The 14,586-nt window shown below is 35.2% G+C and carries 18 protein-coding genes and 1 pseudogene; 10 read left to right on the top strand and 9 right to left on the bottom strand.

Annotated elements, in window-relative coordinates; translation table 11 throughout:
- Nucleotides 1-150 precede the first annotated feature (150 nt).
- A pseudogene (locus QFZ31_RS06855) lies at nucleotides 151-989 on the top strand (tyrosine-type recombinase/integrase).
- Nucleotides 990-1,214: 225 nt separating this feature from the next.
- Here QFZ31_RS06855 and QFZ31_RS06860 read toward each other — a convergent pair.
- Nucleotides 1,215-1,577: a YciI family protein gene (locus QFZ31_RS06860; protein WP_307301935.1), complete on the bottom strand. Its 363-nt coding sequence runs from the start codon at nucleotides 1,575-1,577 to the stop codon at nucleotides 1,215-1,217.
- Between the two features lie 325 nt (nucleotides 1,578-1,902).
- Between QFZ31_RS06860 and QFZ31_RS06865 the strand changes: the two genes are divergently transcribed.
- Both QFZ31_RS06865 and QFZ31_RS06870 read left to right on the top strand, forming a co-directional pair.
- Entirely contained in the window at nucleotides 1,903-2,058 is a 156-nt protein-coding gene (locus QFZ31_RS06865) for a hypothetical protein (RefSeq protein ID WP_307301937.1), read from the top strand.
- Nucleotides 2,059-2,243: 185 nt separating this feature from the next.
- Complete coding sequence (locus tag QFZ31_RS06870) at nucleotides 2,244-2,405, top strand: hypothetical protein (RefSeq protein WP_307301938.1); 162 nt, start codon at nucleotides 2,244-2,246, stop codon at nucleotides 2,403-2,405.
- A gap of 34 nt (nucleotides 2,406-2,439) precedes the next feature.
- On the opposite strand, the gene QFZ31_RS06875 is transcribed toward QFZ31_RS06870, so the two are convergent.
- Entirely contained in the window at nucleotides 2,440-2,664 is a 225-nt protein-coding gene (locus QFZ31_RS06875; RefSeq protein ID WP_307301939.1) for a hypothetical protein, read from the bottom strand.
- 404 nt (nucleotides 2,665-3,068) lie between these two features.
- Between QFZ31_RS06875 and QFZ31_RS06880 the strand changes: the two genes are divergently transcribed.
- Nucleotides 3,069-3,260 (top strand): hypothetical protein, encoded by a 192-nt coding sequence (locus QFZ31_RS06880; protein ID WP_307301941.1) that lies wholly within the window; start codon nucleotides 3,069-3,071, stop codon nucleotides 3,258-3,260.
- Between the two features lie 90 nt (nucleotides 3,261-3,350).
- Here QFZ31_RS06880 and QFZ31_RS06885 read toward each other — a convergent pair whose 3' ends face one another.
- Entirely contained in the window at nucleotides 3,351-3,917 is a 567-nt protein-coding gene (locus QFZ31_RS06885; RefSeq protein WP_307301943.1) for an AAA family ATPase, read from the bottom strand.
- A gap of 124 nt (nucleotides 3,918-4,041) precedes the next feature.
- Entirely contained in the window at nucleotides 4,042-4,557 is a 516-nt protein-coding gene (locus QFZ31_RS06890; RefSeq protein ID WP_307301945.1) for an AAA family ATPase, read from the bottom strand.
- A 483-nt stretch (nucleotides 4,558-5,040) separates the two neighbouring features.
- Between QFZ31_RS06890 and QFZ31_RS06895 the strand changes: the two genes are divergently transcribed.
- Nucleotides 5,041-5,292: a hypothetical protein gene (locus tag QFZ31_RS06895; protein WP_307301946.1), complete on the top strand. Its 252-nt coding sequence runs from the start codon at nucleotides 5,041-5,043 to the stop codon at nucleotides 5,290-5,292.
- A gap of 561 nt (nucleotides 5,293-5,853) precedes the next feature.
- On the opposite strand, the gene QFZ31_RS06900 is transcribed toward QFZ31_RS06895, so the two are convergent.
- The 3 genes from QFZ31_RS06900 to QFZ31_RS06910 form a co-directional block, all read right to left on the bottom strand.
- Entirely contained in the window at nucleotides 5,854-6,306 is a 453-nt protein-coding gene (locus tag QFZ31_RS06900) for a VOC family protein (RefSeq protein WP_307301948.1), read from the bottom strand.
- A gap of 218 nt (nucleotides 6,307-6,524) precedes the next feature.
- Nucleotides 6,525-7,832, bottom strand: coding sequence for an MDR family MFS transporter (locus QFZ31_RS06905; protein ID WP_307301950.1), 1,308 nt, complete (start codon nucleotides 7,830-7,832; stop codon nucleotides 6,525-6,527).
- Between the two features lie 443 nt (nucleotides 7,833-8,275).
- A complete protein-coding gene (locus QFZ31_RS06910; RefSeq protein WP_307301952.1) occupies nucleotides 8,276-9,154 on the bottom strand; it encodes a LysR family transcriptional regulator in 879 nt (292 codons plus the stop codon).
- A 108-nt stretch (nucleotides 9,155-9,262) separates the two neighbouring features.
- Between QFZ31_RS06910 and QFZ31_RS06915 the strand changes: the two genes are divergently transcribed.
- From QFZ31_RS06915 to QFZ31_RS06930, 4 genes are all read left to right on the top strand, one after another.
- Nucleotides 9,263-10,549 carry an NCS2 family permease gene (locus tag QFZ31_RS06915; RefSeq protein ID WP_307301953.1) on the top strand — a complete coding sequence of 429 codons (1,287 nt, stop codon included), beginning with the start codon at nucleotides 9,263-9,265 and terminating at the stop codon, nucleotides 10,547-10,549.
- A gap of 181 nt (nucleotides 10,550-10,730) precedes the next feature.
- The gene (locus QFZ31_RS06920; RefSeq protein ID WP_307301955.1) at nucleotides 10,731-10,922 is read left to right on the top strand and encodes a DUF4177 domain-containing protein; all 192 of its coding nucleotides are present in this window, start codon (nucleotides 10,731-10,733) and stop codon (nucleotides 10,920-10,922) included.
- A 336-nt stretch (nucleotides 10,923-11,258) separates the two neighbouring features.
- Nucleotides 11,259-11,996, top strand: coding sequence for an HAD family hydrolase (locus QFZ31_RS06925; protein WP_307301957.1), 738 nt, complete (start codon nucleotides 11,259-11,261; stop codon nucleotides 11,994-11,996).
- A gap of 83 nt (nucleotides 11,997-12,079) precedes the next feature.
- The gene (locus QFZ31_RS06930) at nucleotides 12,080-12,202 is read left to right on the top strand and encodes a hypothetical protein (RefSeq protein ID WP_307301959.1); all 123 of its coding nucleotides are present in this window, start codon (nucleotides 12,080-12,082) and stop codon (nucleotides 12,200-12,202) included.
- Between the two features lie 267 nt (nucleotides 12,203-12,469).
- On the opposite strand, the gene QFZ31_RS06935 is transcribed toward QFZ31_RS06930, so the two are convergent.
- Nucleotides 12,470-12,760, bottom strand: coding sequence for a DUF5316 domain-containing protein (locus QFZ31_RS06935; RefSeq protein WP_307301961.1), 291 nt, complete (start codon nucleotides 12,758-12,760; stop codon nucleotides 12,470-12,472).
- 194 nt (nucleotides 12,761-12,954) lie between these two features.
- Between QFZ31_RS06935 and QFZ31_RS06940 the strand changes: the two genes are divergently transcribed.
- The gene (locus QFZ31_RS06940; protein ID WP_307301963.1) at nucleotides 12,955-13,962 is read left to right on the top strand and encodes a DUF3231 family protein; all 1,008 of its coding nucleotides are present in this window, start codon (nucleotides 12,955-12,957) and stop codon (nucleotides 13,960-13,962) included.
- A gap of 173 nt (nucleotides 13,963-14,135) precedes the next feature.
- On the opposite strand, the gene QFZ31_RS06945 is transcribed toward QFZ31_RS06940, so the two are convergent.
- Nucleotides 14,136-14,579 (bottom strand): cell wall hydrolase, encoded by a 444-nt coding sequence (locus QFZ31_RS06945; protein ID WP_307301965.1) that lies wholly within the window; start codon nucleotides 14,577-14,579, stop codon nucleotides 14,136-14,138.
- Between the last annotated feature and the right edge of the window lie 7 nt (nucleotides 14,580-14,586).

The raw sequence follows: 14,586 nt of genomic DNA on the forward strand, positions 1-14,586 counted from the left end.
ATATCTTACTGAGGGGCCTTATTTTTTTCAAACCTGATAATTAACGATCTACAGGAATGCTAAACTGCCTCGTTACTTCAATATCAACGTGTTTATTTCTATATTCAAGGCAATAATTCCTCTGACACATCCCTTAAGGAGGAATTGAATTTGCAAATAGCAAAAGTCTGGGAACTTTATGAATCGCATAAGAGGATTGAAGGATTCTCTCCACAGACATTAAAAGCGTATAGACTCCATTCTAAGTTACTCATCCATCACTTTAATGATGTAAGTATTGGATCAGTATCAACCGATCAGTTGAAAGGATACCTAGCAAAATCCAGTGAACACTTAAAGCCATCAAGTTTAGCTCATCGGATTCGATTTATTAAATCACTATTTCGTTGGTCACACGAGGAAGGGCATATTCAAAAAAATCCAGCTGCAAAAATTAAAGAACCTAAACAAGGAAAACGGATTCCGAAATTTTTAACGGAGAGAGAAATTGAACATTTGAGGGAAGCGTGTTTTACTCCAATGGAAAAAGCATTATTTGAATTTATGTTTTCAACAGGTTGTAGAATAGTGAAATTGTTTCTCTTAATAAAAATAGTATTAATTGGTCAAATCGCTCTGCAATTGTTCTTGGAAAGGGGAATAAGGAAAGGGAGGTTTACTTTAATATACGGTGTGAAATCTGGCTCAAGCGATATTTAGATCTTCGCCAAGATAATGACCCAGCTATTTTTGTTACGGAACGACACCCGCACCGAATGAGTATTGGTCAAATGAGGTACATCATAAAGCGAATATCAAGCCGTGCAGGGATCAACAAAGAAATACATCCCCACCAACTACGCCACAGCTATGCCACCCACCTATTGAACAACGGTGCTCCTATCGATGTTATTCAAAGTTTACTAGGGCATGAAAAAAGCGAAACCACTAGGATTTATGCTCAGTTAAGTGGCAGCCTTAGAGGAGAATTTTATAGAAAATATTTTTAGTGATGAATGGCAAAAGGCATCGGACAATTCCGCTGCCTTTTTACTCTTGCACCTTTTAGTTTAAGTACACTACTTCACAAACATCAGTATTCTAAAAATAAATAAATCATTGCATTTATACCAAGCCATGATGGTTATTGATCCTATATCTTTAATTCCTAGCTTTATGATTGATTAGAACCACTTCAATAGAATCATTGTTAATCCGACGTGCAGCTTATTTGTCTATTCAAATACTTGGCGAAGCTCGATCTGTCCTTCTCCAAGACCATGCGGATCTGGCGCACGCATCGCCCACTCGATGGCTTCCTCGCGAGATTTCACATCTATGAACCAGTATCCTGCAATCAACTCATTGACTTCGGAGAAAGGACCCTCTGTTATGGTCGGCGGTTCTCCCGGAACAGGGTAAGAAATACGAATGCCGTTGGAGCTTGGATGGAGTCCACCAACTGATACCAGAACTCCTGCTTTCTTCAGTTCTTCATTGTATTTTTTCATCGCAGCAAACATCTTCTCCATCTGCTCCTTTGGCATTGTCCCTGCTTCAGAATCCTTCGGAGCCTTGACAACCATCATAAATTTCATTAGTCACTCCTCCTTTGTACTTGCTTGGTTATAGTTTCTGCTGAAAATAGTAATTCGAATAAAAGTTCTTACCTTTTTATGTTATTCAACATCTGAACAGAGAATCCTTCTTCAACTAAATGCTCCGTTACTTTGATTGTAATACTTCACATTTTTTTTAGTCCCCTCCCATCTGTTATGCGTTGTATGCGAAGAAAATAGATCCAGTCAGATAATTTACTTCTTTGTAATGATTGTAGTGAAAACTTAAAACAACGATGACAAGCATTGGAGCATAAATATGAAAAAATAGAAAATCAACTTTTAATCGAAGGAGGTTTTTATCATGGGTATTTTAGCGATAATCATCTGTAAATTAAAAGGTCACGTTTATGAAGAAACAAATCAGAGACCCGATGGATGGGGATATATTGCAACTTGGTTTATATGTAACCGATGTGGTCATGAAAATGTAGTCACTATCCGAGAGGATGAAGTTTAATTTCAGTCATCAAGTAACGGTTTCTACTACGGAAAAAGGACAGGTTGGTAGTTTAATCTGTCCTTCTGTTTTTTCATCCTTTCTTCAATTTACCTAACTTTTTATAACCATAGAAATTTTCCAACAAATGATAAATCCATAATTGGTTAAACTAAGAAAAAAGAAAAATAGGAGGTGTGCAACCCATGAGAAAACAAGAGTTTTTAAAAAACGCAATAAGCAATATGGATAGAGACGTGGAATACGAATATTCTAATAAAGGTACTGACAAGGAAGCTAATAATTGTGTTAAAGAAACTGATCCTACTAATTTGAGCAATGGCGATACTGCTGGAAGGTTTAATTAACTAACCACTTTCCTTTAACAAACGAAACAACTTTTTAGTGGAAACAAGAATCAAGGGTTGCGGCAGCAACCCCTTGACCAAATGAACCACCGGTTACTTTTAAGAAGAAATTAAGCCGAAGAGAATATAAAGTAAATCCTAAACCTATAAAAACAATAAAAAATCTCATTACCCAAGGTAATTTTGGAGGAGGAAAAAAAGCAATAATACCAACCATTAAGAACAAAAACCCTGCAAAAGAACTATACAAAATCTCCAATAAATCCCCCTCCTATTATTTCTTGTATGGCTATTACCATTAAAAAATTTCACTATTGAAGACCTGCTCGGCTAGATGAACACAAGCCTATAAAAACAAAGGTTCAGTGAAAAAGTAAGACCGCCGCATTTTAATTAAATATATTTTCTCATCTATGCTACATACTGTTGCTTGTACAGTGACACCACACCAGTCTCTATTATGTATTCTTCATTAAACTGAAAGTACTTTTAAGGTCCATGCTAATACAAACAATTAGAAATTACAGAAAAGAAATTAAACATTCAAAGTTCTTCACCAACATGTTCTATGATAAACTTAAGTTAACAAAATATTCCAAATTATAATACTGGTCAATATGCTGAAATCCATAAACCTACTTTTTTAGAGGGAGGATTGAAAAATTGAGGTGGTTAATTGCATTTCCATTTATTCTTATCGGTTCTATTTTAGCGGCAACAACAGTTGAGGATATAAGCTATTTAGGCAATATAACTATTAAGATAATAGGGTTTGGGATTTTAGCGATTACGGCTTCATTCCTAAGAAATAAGCAAGGACATACAAACGCCTTAATCAATAACCGATATAAATGAAACATCAAAAAGAGTGTCGGTTTTGAAAACCAATGCTCTTTTTGATGTTTCATATACAGGGAATCCTATCTTCCACTGCCCCGTTAGAGCCTAATATCTTTCAGAAAAATAAACAATTCTTTGTATAACTGAATTAACATCCTCGTTGTCCTTAATTACAAATAAATGATCTGCTTCACCCTCAATTGGGTCAACTACATCTCCTCTTAATGATTCAGTCTGTTGCCTAACAAGCACTTCCTCAAAATTTGAAAATGCACCCCTAAATATATTCGTATTTCTTTGACTTTTAAGAACTCGTCCTTGCAGAACATCATCAGGTATATCAAAGTAAACCAAGATTCGGACAAATTCATCAGGAGTAAACAACTCTTCTAGCAAATACACTCTTCCCTTTCGACTTCGATTTGAGTTGCATATAATAAAGTGTAAATCAGTATGTTCTTTGGCATAATCTACAATCATCTTTGAGACGGAATGCTTAAGAGTATTGGGTCCTTGCTTTGGTTGTAAGTTCTTATAAAATTTACTAATAAATTCAGCGTGGTTATCCTGATCCATAACAAAAGAGTTATTTAACTGTTTTTCTAACGCATTTGCAAATGTAGTCTTTCCAGAATGGGTTTTACCCACTGTAATAATTACTAACCTTTTCATAGCTTCAACTCCTTCAACCTAATTCTAGTAATAACCTATCTTGCTTTCTTCTACTAACCTTCCGTTAGCAGAATAAAAACAGCCGCCAAATGGCAGCTGAATTATGTTTAATTAATGCACTCCATTAGTTGAAGTAATTCTCAATACTTCTTTGATTTGTTACAACTAGTAATTTCTCGCTGTATATTCCAAGCTTATTAAAAAAATTAGGTTTGCCAACTTCTTCAAAATGTCTATTCCATTTAAACATTTTAAAGAAAATATTTATTGTAGGATTGTAATTTGATTTTTCTAATCCAAGTTTTTGTAATACAAACCTCTTTATTATGCGATAAGTTCTTATTGAATATTTTGTATCTAGATAAATAATCAATTCAGCATTTTGAAAACTACTAGCCATCCAATCCTCATTATGAACTCCTTCAATAATCCACGTTTCAGAATGAGTAATAGAATACAAATATTTTTCTCTTTCTTCTTCTGTTCTTCTTATATCTCCAGATTTATTCCTTTTCCAAACAACATTATCTAATTCATAAAATGGGATATTTAACTTTGTCGATAAGTTTTTTGCTAACGTTGTTTTTCCACTTCCAACAGAACCAATAATATGTATTTTTTTAGGTTTATTATTTTTCAAATTAGACCACCCACATCAATTAATACATTTAAATACTTATTCTATATTGATGTAGATGTCTCCTCTTTTTCCCACTACTAAATATCCCAGATGACACAGCAAGAAAAGACAACTCCAGCGATCTCATCCACTTAGTTCCTTCCAAGTTTCTTTTATTAACTGTTCTGTTTTTTCTCAAATATAAATATTAATCCTTAGATAATTAGTCCACATTTAATAATCTTATCAAATCAACTATTAGCTGGTTTAGCTGAAGCGTGGTGATTTTCGATATTTTGTAGATTGTTCAAAAGAATATGCAAGTTTAACTAACGTTCCTTTACTAAAGTCACCGCCAACAAAAGCTCAATCTTCCATCTTTGTACGACATTAATGAAGTATTACATAGTACCGAAAAAGCTGAAAATAATAACAGCGAGGTGATGTTTTTATCTATAAAGTGAAGAATGAACAAGGCATAACTCTAAATAAGGAGATAAAGTAATGGAAAATATCGCAAATATTGTACATATAGGTGAATTAATAGCTGTCTCTAAGGTTTTTGAACTAAACCCTTTTCGAATGATATCATTAATCGAAGATGGATTATTGGAAGTATTCGAAACGAAAGAAGCTTTTTTAGCAAAGTACGGAATAAAGGAAACTTATAAAGAATTAGAAGATTGGTGTGAGTTAAACAATGGGAAGGTTTTTACTAAACCTAAGGTTGGCAGTGAATATAATAGCAGTCAATGACGAAGATCTTTCAACAATACTATTAGTGTAATGTATATATCCTGTTAATACCTTCATATAGCCGTCGTCCTATACCGTTAGCTTTACCGCCAATTTATACAAAATCCTCTTATCTAGAACTAAACAATAAACGGAATAATTCCGGCTAAATTCGGAGATACCCATATTTTCTTAAAAATAAGGCTATGTTGGATCCTGATGTTGATCTTTACGATAAGAAAACCGCCTCGTTGAAAAGGCGGCTTATTGAGCTATCATACCCGTTAGTTGAGTCCCTTTAATTTGTTTTTGCATTGATTTTCATTAAAGTTCATGCATCAGAAGTCCTATCGAGTTAAGGCATCTTGCTGCCTGCCGCGATGCGGTTAGTCGGTACAGATGTGTCCCGACAATTACTTCCTCGTTCCTTGTTTCCGCGACCGAGGGTCGCCGAGACCCGGAGTGTGAATGCGGTGTTTATATGGTGCATCCGACTTCTTCGAGATACTTTCACACTGCTTTTCTGTTTCTATTTTTACTCTAGCAATGTACATTTCAGTTAAGTCTTTATTTAAACGTCACTTATTTATTACCGAGTTGTTCCGCCAAACCGATTAGAAGTCCTTCAATTCCACGAATGTAGCAGAGCCGATACGAGTCCTCGTACTGAACCACTTCGCCAACGAGCTGAGCACCATACTTAGTGAGTCTGGATACCATTTCGTCAATGTCTTCAACGGTGAACATGACGCGTAGATAACCGAGGGCATTTACAGGAGCAGTTCGGTGATCTGATATAGTAGGTGGGGTGAGAAATCGCGAAAGCTCAAGTCGGCTGTGGCCATCTGGGGTAACCATCATAGCAATCTCTACACTCTGTGAACCCAGCCCGGTTACGCGACCAGCCCATTCACCTTCGACAGTAGCTCGCCCTTCCAGCTTCAAGCCAATCTCCTCGAAGAAAGAGATTGCGTCATCAAGGGATTCTACAACGATGCCAACATTGTCCATTCTTAGTAATTTGTTTTTTACCATAGTTTTATCTCCTTATGTGTACAAATTTATTACCTGATCATCTTTATATTTATTCTATCAAGAATTACTAATTCCTTCCAAACGATTAACATCTTGTCACAGCATGGGTTTTGCAATGCGAGCCGAAGCTATAAAAACCTTAACATAAAGAAGAAGAGCCCTATTCTTATTATAGAATCGAGCCCCTTTTTGAATAGGCTAATCTTTATAAAACTATGTTACATTCGTTCTGCTGTAACTTTCTTATTAACATGAAGGGTTTGATTTTTTTCCTTTGCTTCGGAAACCCATTTATCAAGTGATAAATAAATAATACCGGCACCGATACAACCTATTCCTAGAACGGTAAATAGAACCTGACCCAGATGATCATCCAGTAAAAAACCAGCAAAAATGGGACCAACTGCACTGCCAACGATCCACTGAAGACTTGCAGCCCCCATATAGGTACCACGTAAATGTTCTGGTGCAATATTTGCTACAAATGTCATTTGTACTGGGGATAAGAGCATTTCCCCTAGTGTGTAGATTCCATAGATAATGATAAGAACTAGAAGAATACTCCAATAGGAAAACTGGAGTTTTGTAAAAAAGATTGGCAGCCATCCTACTGCAAGCAGCCCAAAACCAAATAAAACCGAACCAAATAGCATGACTTTTCCAAGCTTGCGCTTACTTGCCCATCTCGATATTGCAAATTGGAAGAAAACGACCAACGCTCCGTTAAAAGCCATTAAATAAGGATATGGATTTTGGGCATCGGAAAGTGCAGGCAATTGTTGATCAAAATGCAGTGGAAGCATCCCTTCCGTTTGTGAGAATCCCATCGAAATCACAATTCCCGTCATAATATAGAAGAATAGAATTTTATCTTTGACGAGCACTGTAAAAATAGAAGGCAGTTTCTCCGCTTTATCAAGATTTTTCATTTCCTTTTTTCGTTCACTTTTCGGCAGTGTTTCGGAAAGTAAGAGAGCTAAAAAAAGAGAATAAACAAAAACGGATGAAGCAGCAATGATAAAAATAACTGATTTTGATAAAAACACAACGGATGCCCCAAGCAGTGGCCCGATTGCCGCTCCAATATTGTGTCCCATTCGCAGTAAACCATATGCTTCCGTTCTTCCCTCCTCATCCGTCACATCCGCGACCATGGCTGATGCCGCAGGATGAAAAAGAGAATTAAACAGACCAAAAAAACTCGATATTATTAAGAAAGGATAGAAGCCATCAAAAAAAATAAAACCAAGCATAACCAGCCCATTTCCAACCATTGAAACAATCATAATGGGCTTCCTTCCATATTGATCCGCAAGCTTTCCACCTATTAACGAACCAAGCACTCCGGCAATTGGCCCCATTGCCATAACAACACCAACTTGCCAAAAATGATCCACCTTATCACTCATATATAAGGCGAAAAAAGGCATTAACATCATCATCGCAATACCATTAATCGATTCCCCAATAAAACGAATCCAAATATTACGATCCATCTTTCGATAAGCCTGTAAAGTCATTTTCAATTTTTTTCCTCATTTCTCACTGACATCCATTTTGTCAGACTTATTTTTTCAACGGATTAGAAAAGCACAAATAGCCGTGAGCAAGTTAAACCTGCCCACAGCCTTTTGATTAAATGAAAGAATGGGTAAGGAAAACTTATGGTTGATTCGTCGTTTTGTAGTTAACACAGGGCACACTGCTCCCGGTAGACATAAATACATATGTGATGGAACGAACTTCTACTATACAATTAACTATAAAACGTAAACCATTAAGCATTCCTTACGCCTCCTCTTCCTGAAACTTTTTAAATAATCTTAATTATCCATTCAAATTATAATTTATTATTTACGAGAATGTAAAGAAATTCCTTTTAGCAAATAAAGACCTTTAGGTAAGTCTTTAGGCAACCCCGCTGTTCTACTATGCTCTCGTTACTAGGTTATTTCAATTAAAGACAATGTTAAAGTTGTGAATGTCTATAATATCCCTTTACTAGATCCATGAAATTTTTGGCTGGTGTTGAGACATAATGATGTTCAAGCAAAATGACTCCTAAAGAAGATGTCATATTGACATTGCTTATTGGTGCCGAGTAAAGACTTTTCCCCCCGTAGACATCAAAAACAGATTTTGGCACAAGCGTTACCCCTGTTCCACCCTTCACCAATTCCATCAATATATACATATCAGAGCATTCCGCAATATTTTTTAGTTGAAGCTTTTGCCTAGTAAATGCTTCAAGAATTGTATTATATATACCCAACCCCTCTGTACTAGGAAAAATAAGGGGCATATGCGCAACCTCTTCTAAGGATATATTGTGGACTTCCGTATTACTGACGAAAATAAAAGGCTCATTAATAAGATGATGGTAAACCAAACCTCGATGTTCAAGCGGGAGACGTACAAATGCCATTTCAATAGCTCTAGTTTTTACCATTTCTGCTAAATAAAATGAATCATTTTGGACAATTTTTAACGATACATGGGGATAGGTTTTGTGGAAGGATTGGAGCATTTCTGAAAATCCCGAAACGGATAAGGTATTTATTCCTATATTGAGTGCGCCCTTTTTTCCCTCCTCCGTATCTTGAATTTCATTTTTTATTTCTTCAAAACTATTGACGAGATGTAAAGCGCGTTGATAGAGTAGCGTTCCCTTATCGGTTAACTCCATACTCTTCCCATTTCTCTCGATTAATTTAACACCTAATTCATCCTCCAATTGTTTCAACTGTATGCTTAGAGGTGGCTGTGACAAATGAAGCCGATTAGCAGCGGCAGTTATATTCTTTTCTTCAGCTATTGCTATGAAATACCGTAATTGTTTAATGTCCATGAATTTCTCCTTCTATTTAAAAAAAATATGGTTTTTATATAAATTATATATTTCTAATATACCGCTTGTCCATGATACGATAACGAACGAACTAGAAAGGAGAATGACATGGAACGTCTATTTAAATTAACGCAACATGGTACGACAATTGCAAAAGAATTTTCTGCGGGTTTTATTTCTTATATAACCGTGGTCTACATTATTATTGTCAATGCTACGATTTTGGCTGCAGCTGGTATTCCCTTGGAGGCTGGAATCATTGCAACCATATTAACTAGTTTCCTAGGATGTTTAATTATTGGCTTTTGGAGTAATACCCCTATACTCCTCATTCCAGGTATGGGGCTCAATGCGATGTTCACTTATACAATCGTTCAATCAGGGGGATTTACTTGGCAGGAGGCGTTGGCGATGGTTTTCGTTACAGGGCTGATTTTCATTGTGATTGCCTTTACACCCATTGCAAAAGTGATTACGTCCTCGATTCCTAATTCCTTAAAGGAAGCCATAACCATTGGAATCGGAATTCTATTGATATTAATTGGGTTTGACAATGCTGGTATTATTACGGATTCTGAGCACACCCTGCTTGCAATCGGAGATTTAAGCAGTCCCCAAGCTATCACTACATTTATTGGTTTGATCATTACGGTTTTATTATTTGTTAAAAATATACCGGGAAACCTTCTTCTAAGTATTTTAATTACATCGTTGCTATCGATTTGGTTTGGAGGAGCTACCTTCGAAGGGATTTCTCTTACCATTCCATCTTTACAAGAATACATTGGCGTTTTTGGACAATTATCGTGGGCACAAGCAGGGAACTTGGTCTTCTGGCTGACTTCCATCTCTTTTGCAATGGTGATTGTCTTTGAAAATATTGGTTTGATTCATGGGCATAGCAAGTTGTTAAATCGCTATGAGGGTAATAAGAAGTCACTACAGGCTACAGCTATTTCGGTATTATCTTCAGGAATACTTGGAACGAGTCCCACTGTAGCATCCGTGGAATCAGCAGCTGGAATAACAGCCGGCGGAAGAACAGGGTTAACCAGCATCGTGACAGGGCTATTCTTTCTTGTTTCGATATTGTTCATACCAGTTATTAAAATTGTTCCGGCAAGTGCGGTTTCGCCAATTCTGATATTAATAGGGGTTCTTATGTTGCAAAACATTGTTCATATTTCAATAGATGATCTAACAGAGAGCTTACCAGCACTTCTAATTATTGTATTAATTCCTTTAACCTATAGCATTGCAGATGGTATGGCAATCGGCTTTGTTCTATATCCATTGTTGAAGCTTTTAATGGGGAAAGGGAGGGAAGTTCACCCTGCACTTTATTTGATTGCCCTTCTGTTTTTTAGCAATTTTGTTATTCAATACGCATTTTAAGTATAACCATAAAGTGTTTGTACGGAATACATTAGACTCTCGTTGAATTGTTGATAAAAAAATGATTAAAAGGTGTCATTTCAAACCAATCAATTTCCAACTGATTTGTAATTTTCCGAGACCATTACCTAAATTTAATATCACTTTAATAACTATTAGTCTTTAAGTGGAGGTTCTAATTTTGTATGAATATAAATTTGTTGAAATAAAACTTAGTAGATGGAACAATGAACCGAAAGAAAATTATCATGAAATCATTGCCAACCATGCGAAGGATGGTTGGAGATTCGTTCAATTATTTGCCCCTGTTACATCTGGAAACGGTTCATCTTCATTTTTTGAGATTATTTTTGAAAGATTCCTTAATAAATGAACGGGCATTGATCGAAGTTCAATAAGGATACCAAATATAAACGGTATCCTTATTATCTTTTATAATAGATTTCATCAAAAAAGCATTTTCCTAATCTGTGGATTCCTCTAGATGAAATTATGGCTGATTGACTATTGATAAACTCAGCAGACTCTCCTCGATTTTTACTCCAAATAATATTTGAAACTATTTGGATTCCTTGTTGTCAGATTCCACTTCCTTTCTTTTTTCTAAAAAAATCTTTCATATAAAAAAATTGCATACTTCTATTCAGTAATATTAACTTAGTCAAGGTGGAACAATAGGTAAAGCTATATTCTTGAAAAGGAGTAAAAAATGAAAAAACAAAACATCTTATTTAACCTTGATGATACATTATCATACTGTAATAGATATTTTAACCTAGTTATAGACGAATTCGCTGACCAAATGATGGCCTGGTTTGACTCGATTACAGAGGATGCTATAAAACAGAAGCAGCTTCAACTTGATGTTGCGGCGATTAGTGAGCACGGTCTAAAATCAGATCGGTTTCCCGAGTCATTTGTTGGTACTTATCAATACTATTGCGACTTAGCTGGGCGGGAAAAGAAAAAGGATGAAATCCAATATTTAAGAGAGTTGGGTTATAAGGTATTCGATATACCTGTTGAACCTATTCCACACATGAATGAAACGCTACAACGTTTAAAAGAAGAGGGACATGAATTGTATTTGCACACAGGAGGAGATGAGGCGAATCAACGCAGAAAAATTACCCAGTTAGAATTGACTACATTTTTTGAACATCGGATTTTTATTTCGGAACATAAAGATACAACAGCTCTATCTGATATTTTAAAAACGATTAAAGCGGACCCTGATGTAACATGGATGGTTGGAAATTCATTAAGAACTGATATTGTCCCAGCACTGGAATTGGATATCCATGCTATCTACATTCCAGCAGAAAATGAATGGCAATATAACATGGTTGAAGTTAACGTTGATCATAACAGTGTTTTTTTAACTGTAGATTCACTTCAAGAAGTTCCTGAAGTAATTGCTAAACGTATCCAAAATCAAATAATGTAGTGGATAAAAAAATCCCAACTTGGTTTTTGCAACAGTTTGGGGAAGATACTTTTATAACAATGACACAAATGGAGGGACACAAAGTGGATAAACATATTAAAAAGCTTCAGGAACAAACGGAACACAAAGAAATAGTAAAATATACGCAGCATGTACTCGAAGCTATTGATATATTAGTGGATGAGCATCGACGGATAGTATCTTAAACTCACTCGCTGGGATTAAACCAAATGGAGATAAGGAACATACTTTTTACAGAAGTATGCATGATGTAAAACGAATCCTTATCGTTGAATTAGAAAAAACCATTGAGGATTTTAAACATATTGGTGACAAACATTATGTGAGAAATTATCCAGATGGCGTAAAACAATAAAAAGCAAATGGGAAAGATTTACCCTGCTTTCCCATTTTGTCTATTACCAAGCGGATTAAGTTTAACAAGAAAGAGGAATTAGAAAACTTTACTCGATTTATTTCATTAGAAAATAGGAAACAACCGAAATTAATAAATTCGGTAAGCCTATTAATAATATAGAATTAGTTAGTGAAAATCTTTGATTTCTATCCTCTTTTGATTCAGATTGTAGATTTCTCCCCAATCGATCCCCATCCAAGAACGCCCCAGATAACAAGGCACTTACTATCAGTGAAATTATTGCGATAGCCCCAGTTATTTTATACAACAAAGTGAAATCGCTTGAAATGAATGAAATTATAAGAGCAACCACCACGATACTAAGTCCTATAATTAATTTCTTCATAAATTACACATCCCTATGGTAAGTTACTTTAATTTCCCATTAGTATATTATTTATATGATTTTCAGAATTTAATAAACACAATAATCCTCCAAAAATTTCTTAAACTGACAAAAGCACTCGTTTGTTTGTGAATCGAATATATTAACCATTTAATTGGTAATAATAATATTAATTAGATAAAGGTGGGATTCTTTTGATTTTAACAAATCCTATAAGTGCGTCAGAGGTAGGAACACTTTGGCTTACATACCAAGAAAAAACTCTTATTATGAGAATATTAGAATATTTCATCAAAAAAGCCGATGACGACGAGGCGAGGAATATATTGGGAGGCTTGTGGCAAGAGTTACATTATTACGTATTAGAAATTGAGAAAATATTTAAACAACAAGGTGTGGCTATTCCCGCTGGATTTAAAAAAGAAGATGTAAATTTAGAAGCTCCCAAGTTATTCGATAATGGATTCGATATTATGTTCCTGCGAATATTAAAAGAAGTAAGCATGGGTATGTACACCATTAATATGAATATGGCATATAACGATGATGTGATGCAAATATATGAGGGACTTACCACTGTTACCCATAAAATTTATAAGTTAGCCACTCTTTTTTTACTACAAAAAGGAATTCTAACACTTCCTCCAAAAGTTACAATGCCAAAAACCACTGAATTTATTGAAAGCAAAAAATATATGAGTGGATTTAACCCATTTAATTCTAAACGGGCTATAAACGACATTGAGCTAGGGTTTCTTCATCATGGAATAGAGTCAAATAATATAGGAATGCAACTAATGTCAGGTTTTGCTCAATGTGCACAGAACAAAGAAGTTAGAAAATATTTTGAAAAAGGGAAAGAACTTGCAAAAAAACAAATTAAAATATTTCAAGGAATTCTTTTGGATAATGATATACAGATTTCTGCCACTTCTGGAAGTACGGTAACTACATCCACAACTGCCCCGTTTTCAGACAAGCTGATGATGCATTGTGTTACATACTTAAATGGGTTTTGTATAGTTGGAAATAGTTTTGGGACATTTTTTACATTAAGAAATGATATTTCCTTAAAAATTACGTTATTAGCCAAAGATATTTATTTCTATGGTCAAGAAGGAATTGAAATAATGATAAAACACGGATGGTTTGAGGAACCCCCTCAAACAGAAGACCGAAATAAACTAATAAACAACAATTGAATAAGTTGTCATTTTCATAAAAAAAGTAAGCACATACTTGGTGCTTACTTTTTTTATGAAGAAGCCTCTTCATATTAATGGAATCACAGTAGGGTCTTCTTACCATCAGCTTTGTTTAAAAATCTTTGTGTAAGAATTTTGAATGTGTAAATAAGCCTACTCAAAGAGTAAGCTTAACCTCTATAAACACTGTCACATGTTCCAGGTTTTGGTTCATAAAAACAATGTTCTTTAAATGCACCAGTATGAGGTTGATCGTACCATGTAGGAGGACACCCTGGCGCCGTTGGATTAAAATACCAAAGAGCAAATTTCGCAGGATGATCTCTCCAACCATTTATATTTTGTTGTGCTAATCTTCTTTCAGAAGTTCTTGATCTTTGATAAAATACATTCCCTTTTTGCACTGCTTCAAAAGAAAAATTTCCTCCTTGTATTTGAAATATTACATCATGAACAGTGGGTACACCTTTGAAATCTAAGCATTGTGCTACAACACGATTTATTATTACATTTCCTACATATAACATGCCTTGCTTTCCTTCGCCTTCAGCTTCTGCTCTCATCATTCTTGCCATTTCATCTACTTCATGAGTTCTAGCCCTTACTCTAGGCATTTTATCA

Source organism: Neobacillus niacini (assembly GCF_030817595.1).
GTDB classification, from domain to species: Bacteria; Bacillota; Bacilli; order Bacillales; family Cytobacillaceae; genus Neobacillus; species Neobacillus niacini_G.

What these genes read in the sequence shown, in the direction of transcription:
- QFZ31_RS06910 (WP_307301952.1), bottom strand. Translation starts at nt 9,154, where the DNA reads ATGGACATTAAACAATTACGGTATTTCATAGCAATAGCTGAAGAAAAG.
- QFZ31_RS06915 (WP_307301953.1), top strand. Translation starts at nt 9,263, where the DNA reads ATGGAACGTCTATTTAAATTAACGCAACATGGTACGACAATTGCAAAA.
- QFZ31_RS06925 (WP_307301957.1), top strand. Translation starts at nt 11,259, where the DNA reads ATGAAAAAACAAAACATCTTATTTAACCTTGATGATACATTATCATAC.
- QFZ31_RS06885 (WP_307301943.1), bottom strand. Translation starts at nt 3,917, where the DNA reads ATGAAAAGGTTAGTAATTATTACAGTGGGTAAAACCCATTCTGGAAAG.
- QFZ31_RS06935 (WP_307301961.1), bottom strand. Translation starts at nt 12,760, where the DNA reads ATGAAGAAATTAATTATAGGACTTAGTATCGTGGTGGTTGCTCTTATA.
- QFZ31_RS06870 (WP_307301938.1), top strand. Translation starts at nt 2,244, where the DNA reads ATGAGAAAACAAGAGTTTTTAAAAAACGCAATAAGCAATATGGATAGA.
- QFZ31_RS06900 (WP_307301948.1), bottom strand. Translation starts at nt 6,306, where the DNA reads ATGGTAAAAAACAAATTACTAAGAATGGACAATGTTGGCATCGTTGTA.
- QFZ31_RS06860 (WP_307301935.1), bottom strand. Translation starts at nt 1,577, where the DNA reads ATGAAATTTATGATGGTTGTCAAGGCTCCGAAGGATTCTGAAGCAGGG.
- QFZ31_RS06945 (WP_307301965.1), bottom strand. Translation starts at nt 14,579, where the DNA reads ATGCCTAGAGTAAGGGCTAGAACTCATGAAGTAGATGAAATGGCAAGA.
- QFZ31_RS06895 (WP_307301946.1), top strand. Translation starts at nt 5,041, where the DNA reads ATGGAAAATATCGCAAATATTGTACATATAGGTGAATTAATAGCTGTC.
- QFZ31_RS06865 (WP_307301937.1), top strand. Translation starts at nt 1,903, where the DNA reads ATGGGTATTTTAGCGATAATCATCTGTAAATTAAAAGGTCACGTTTAT.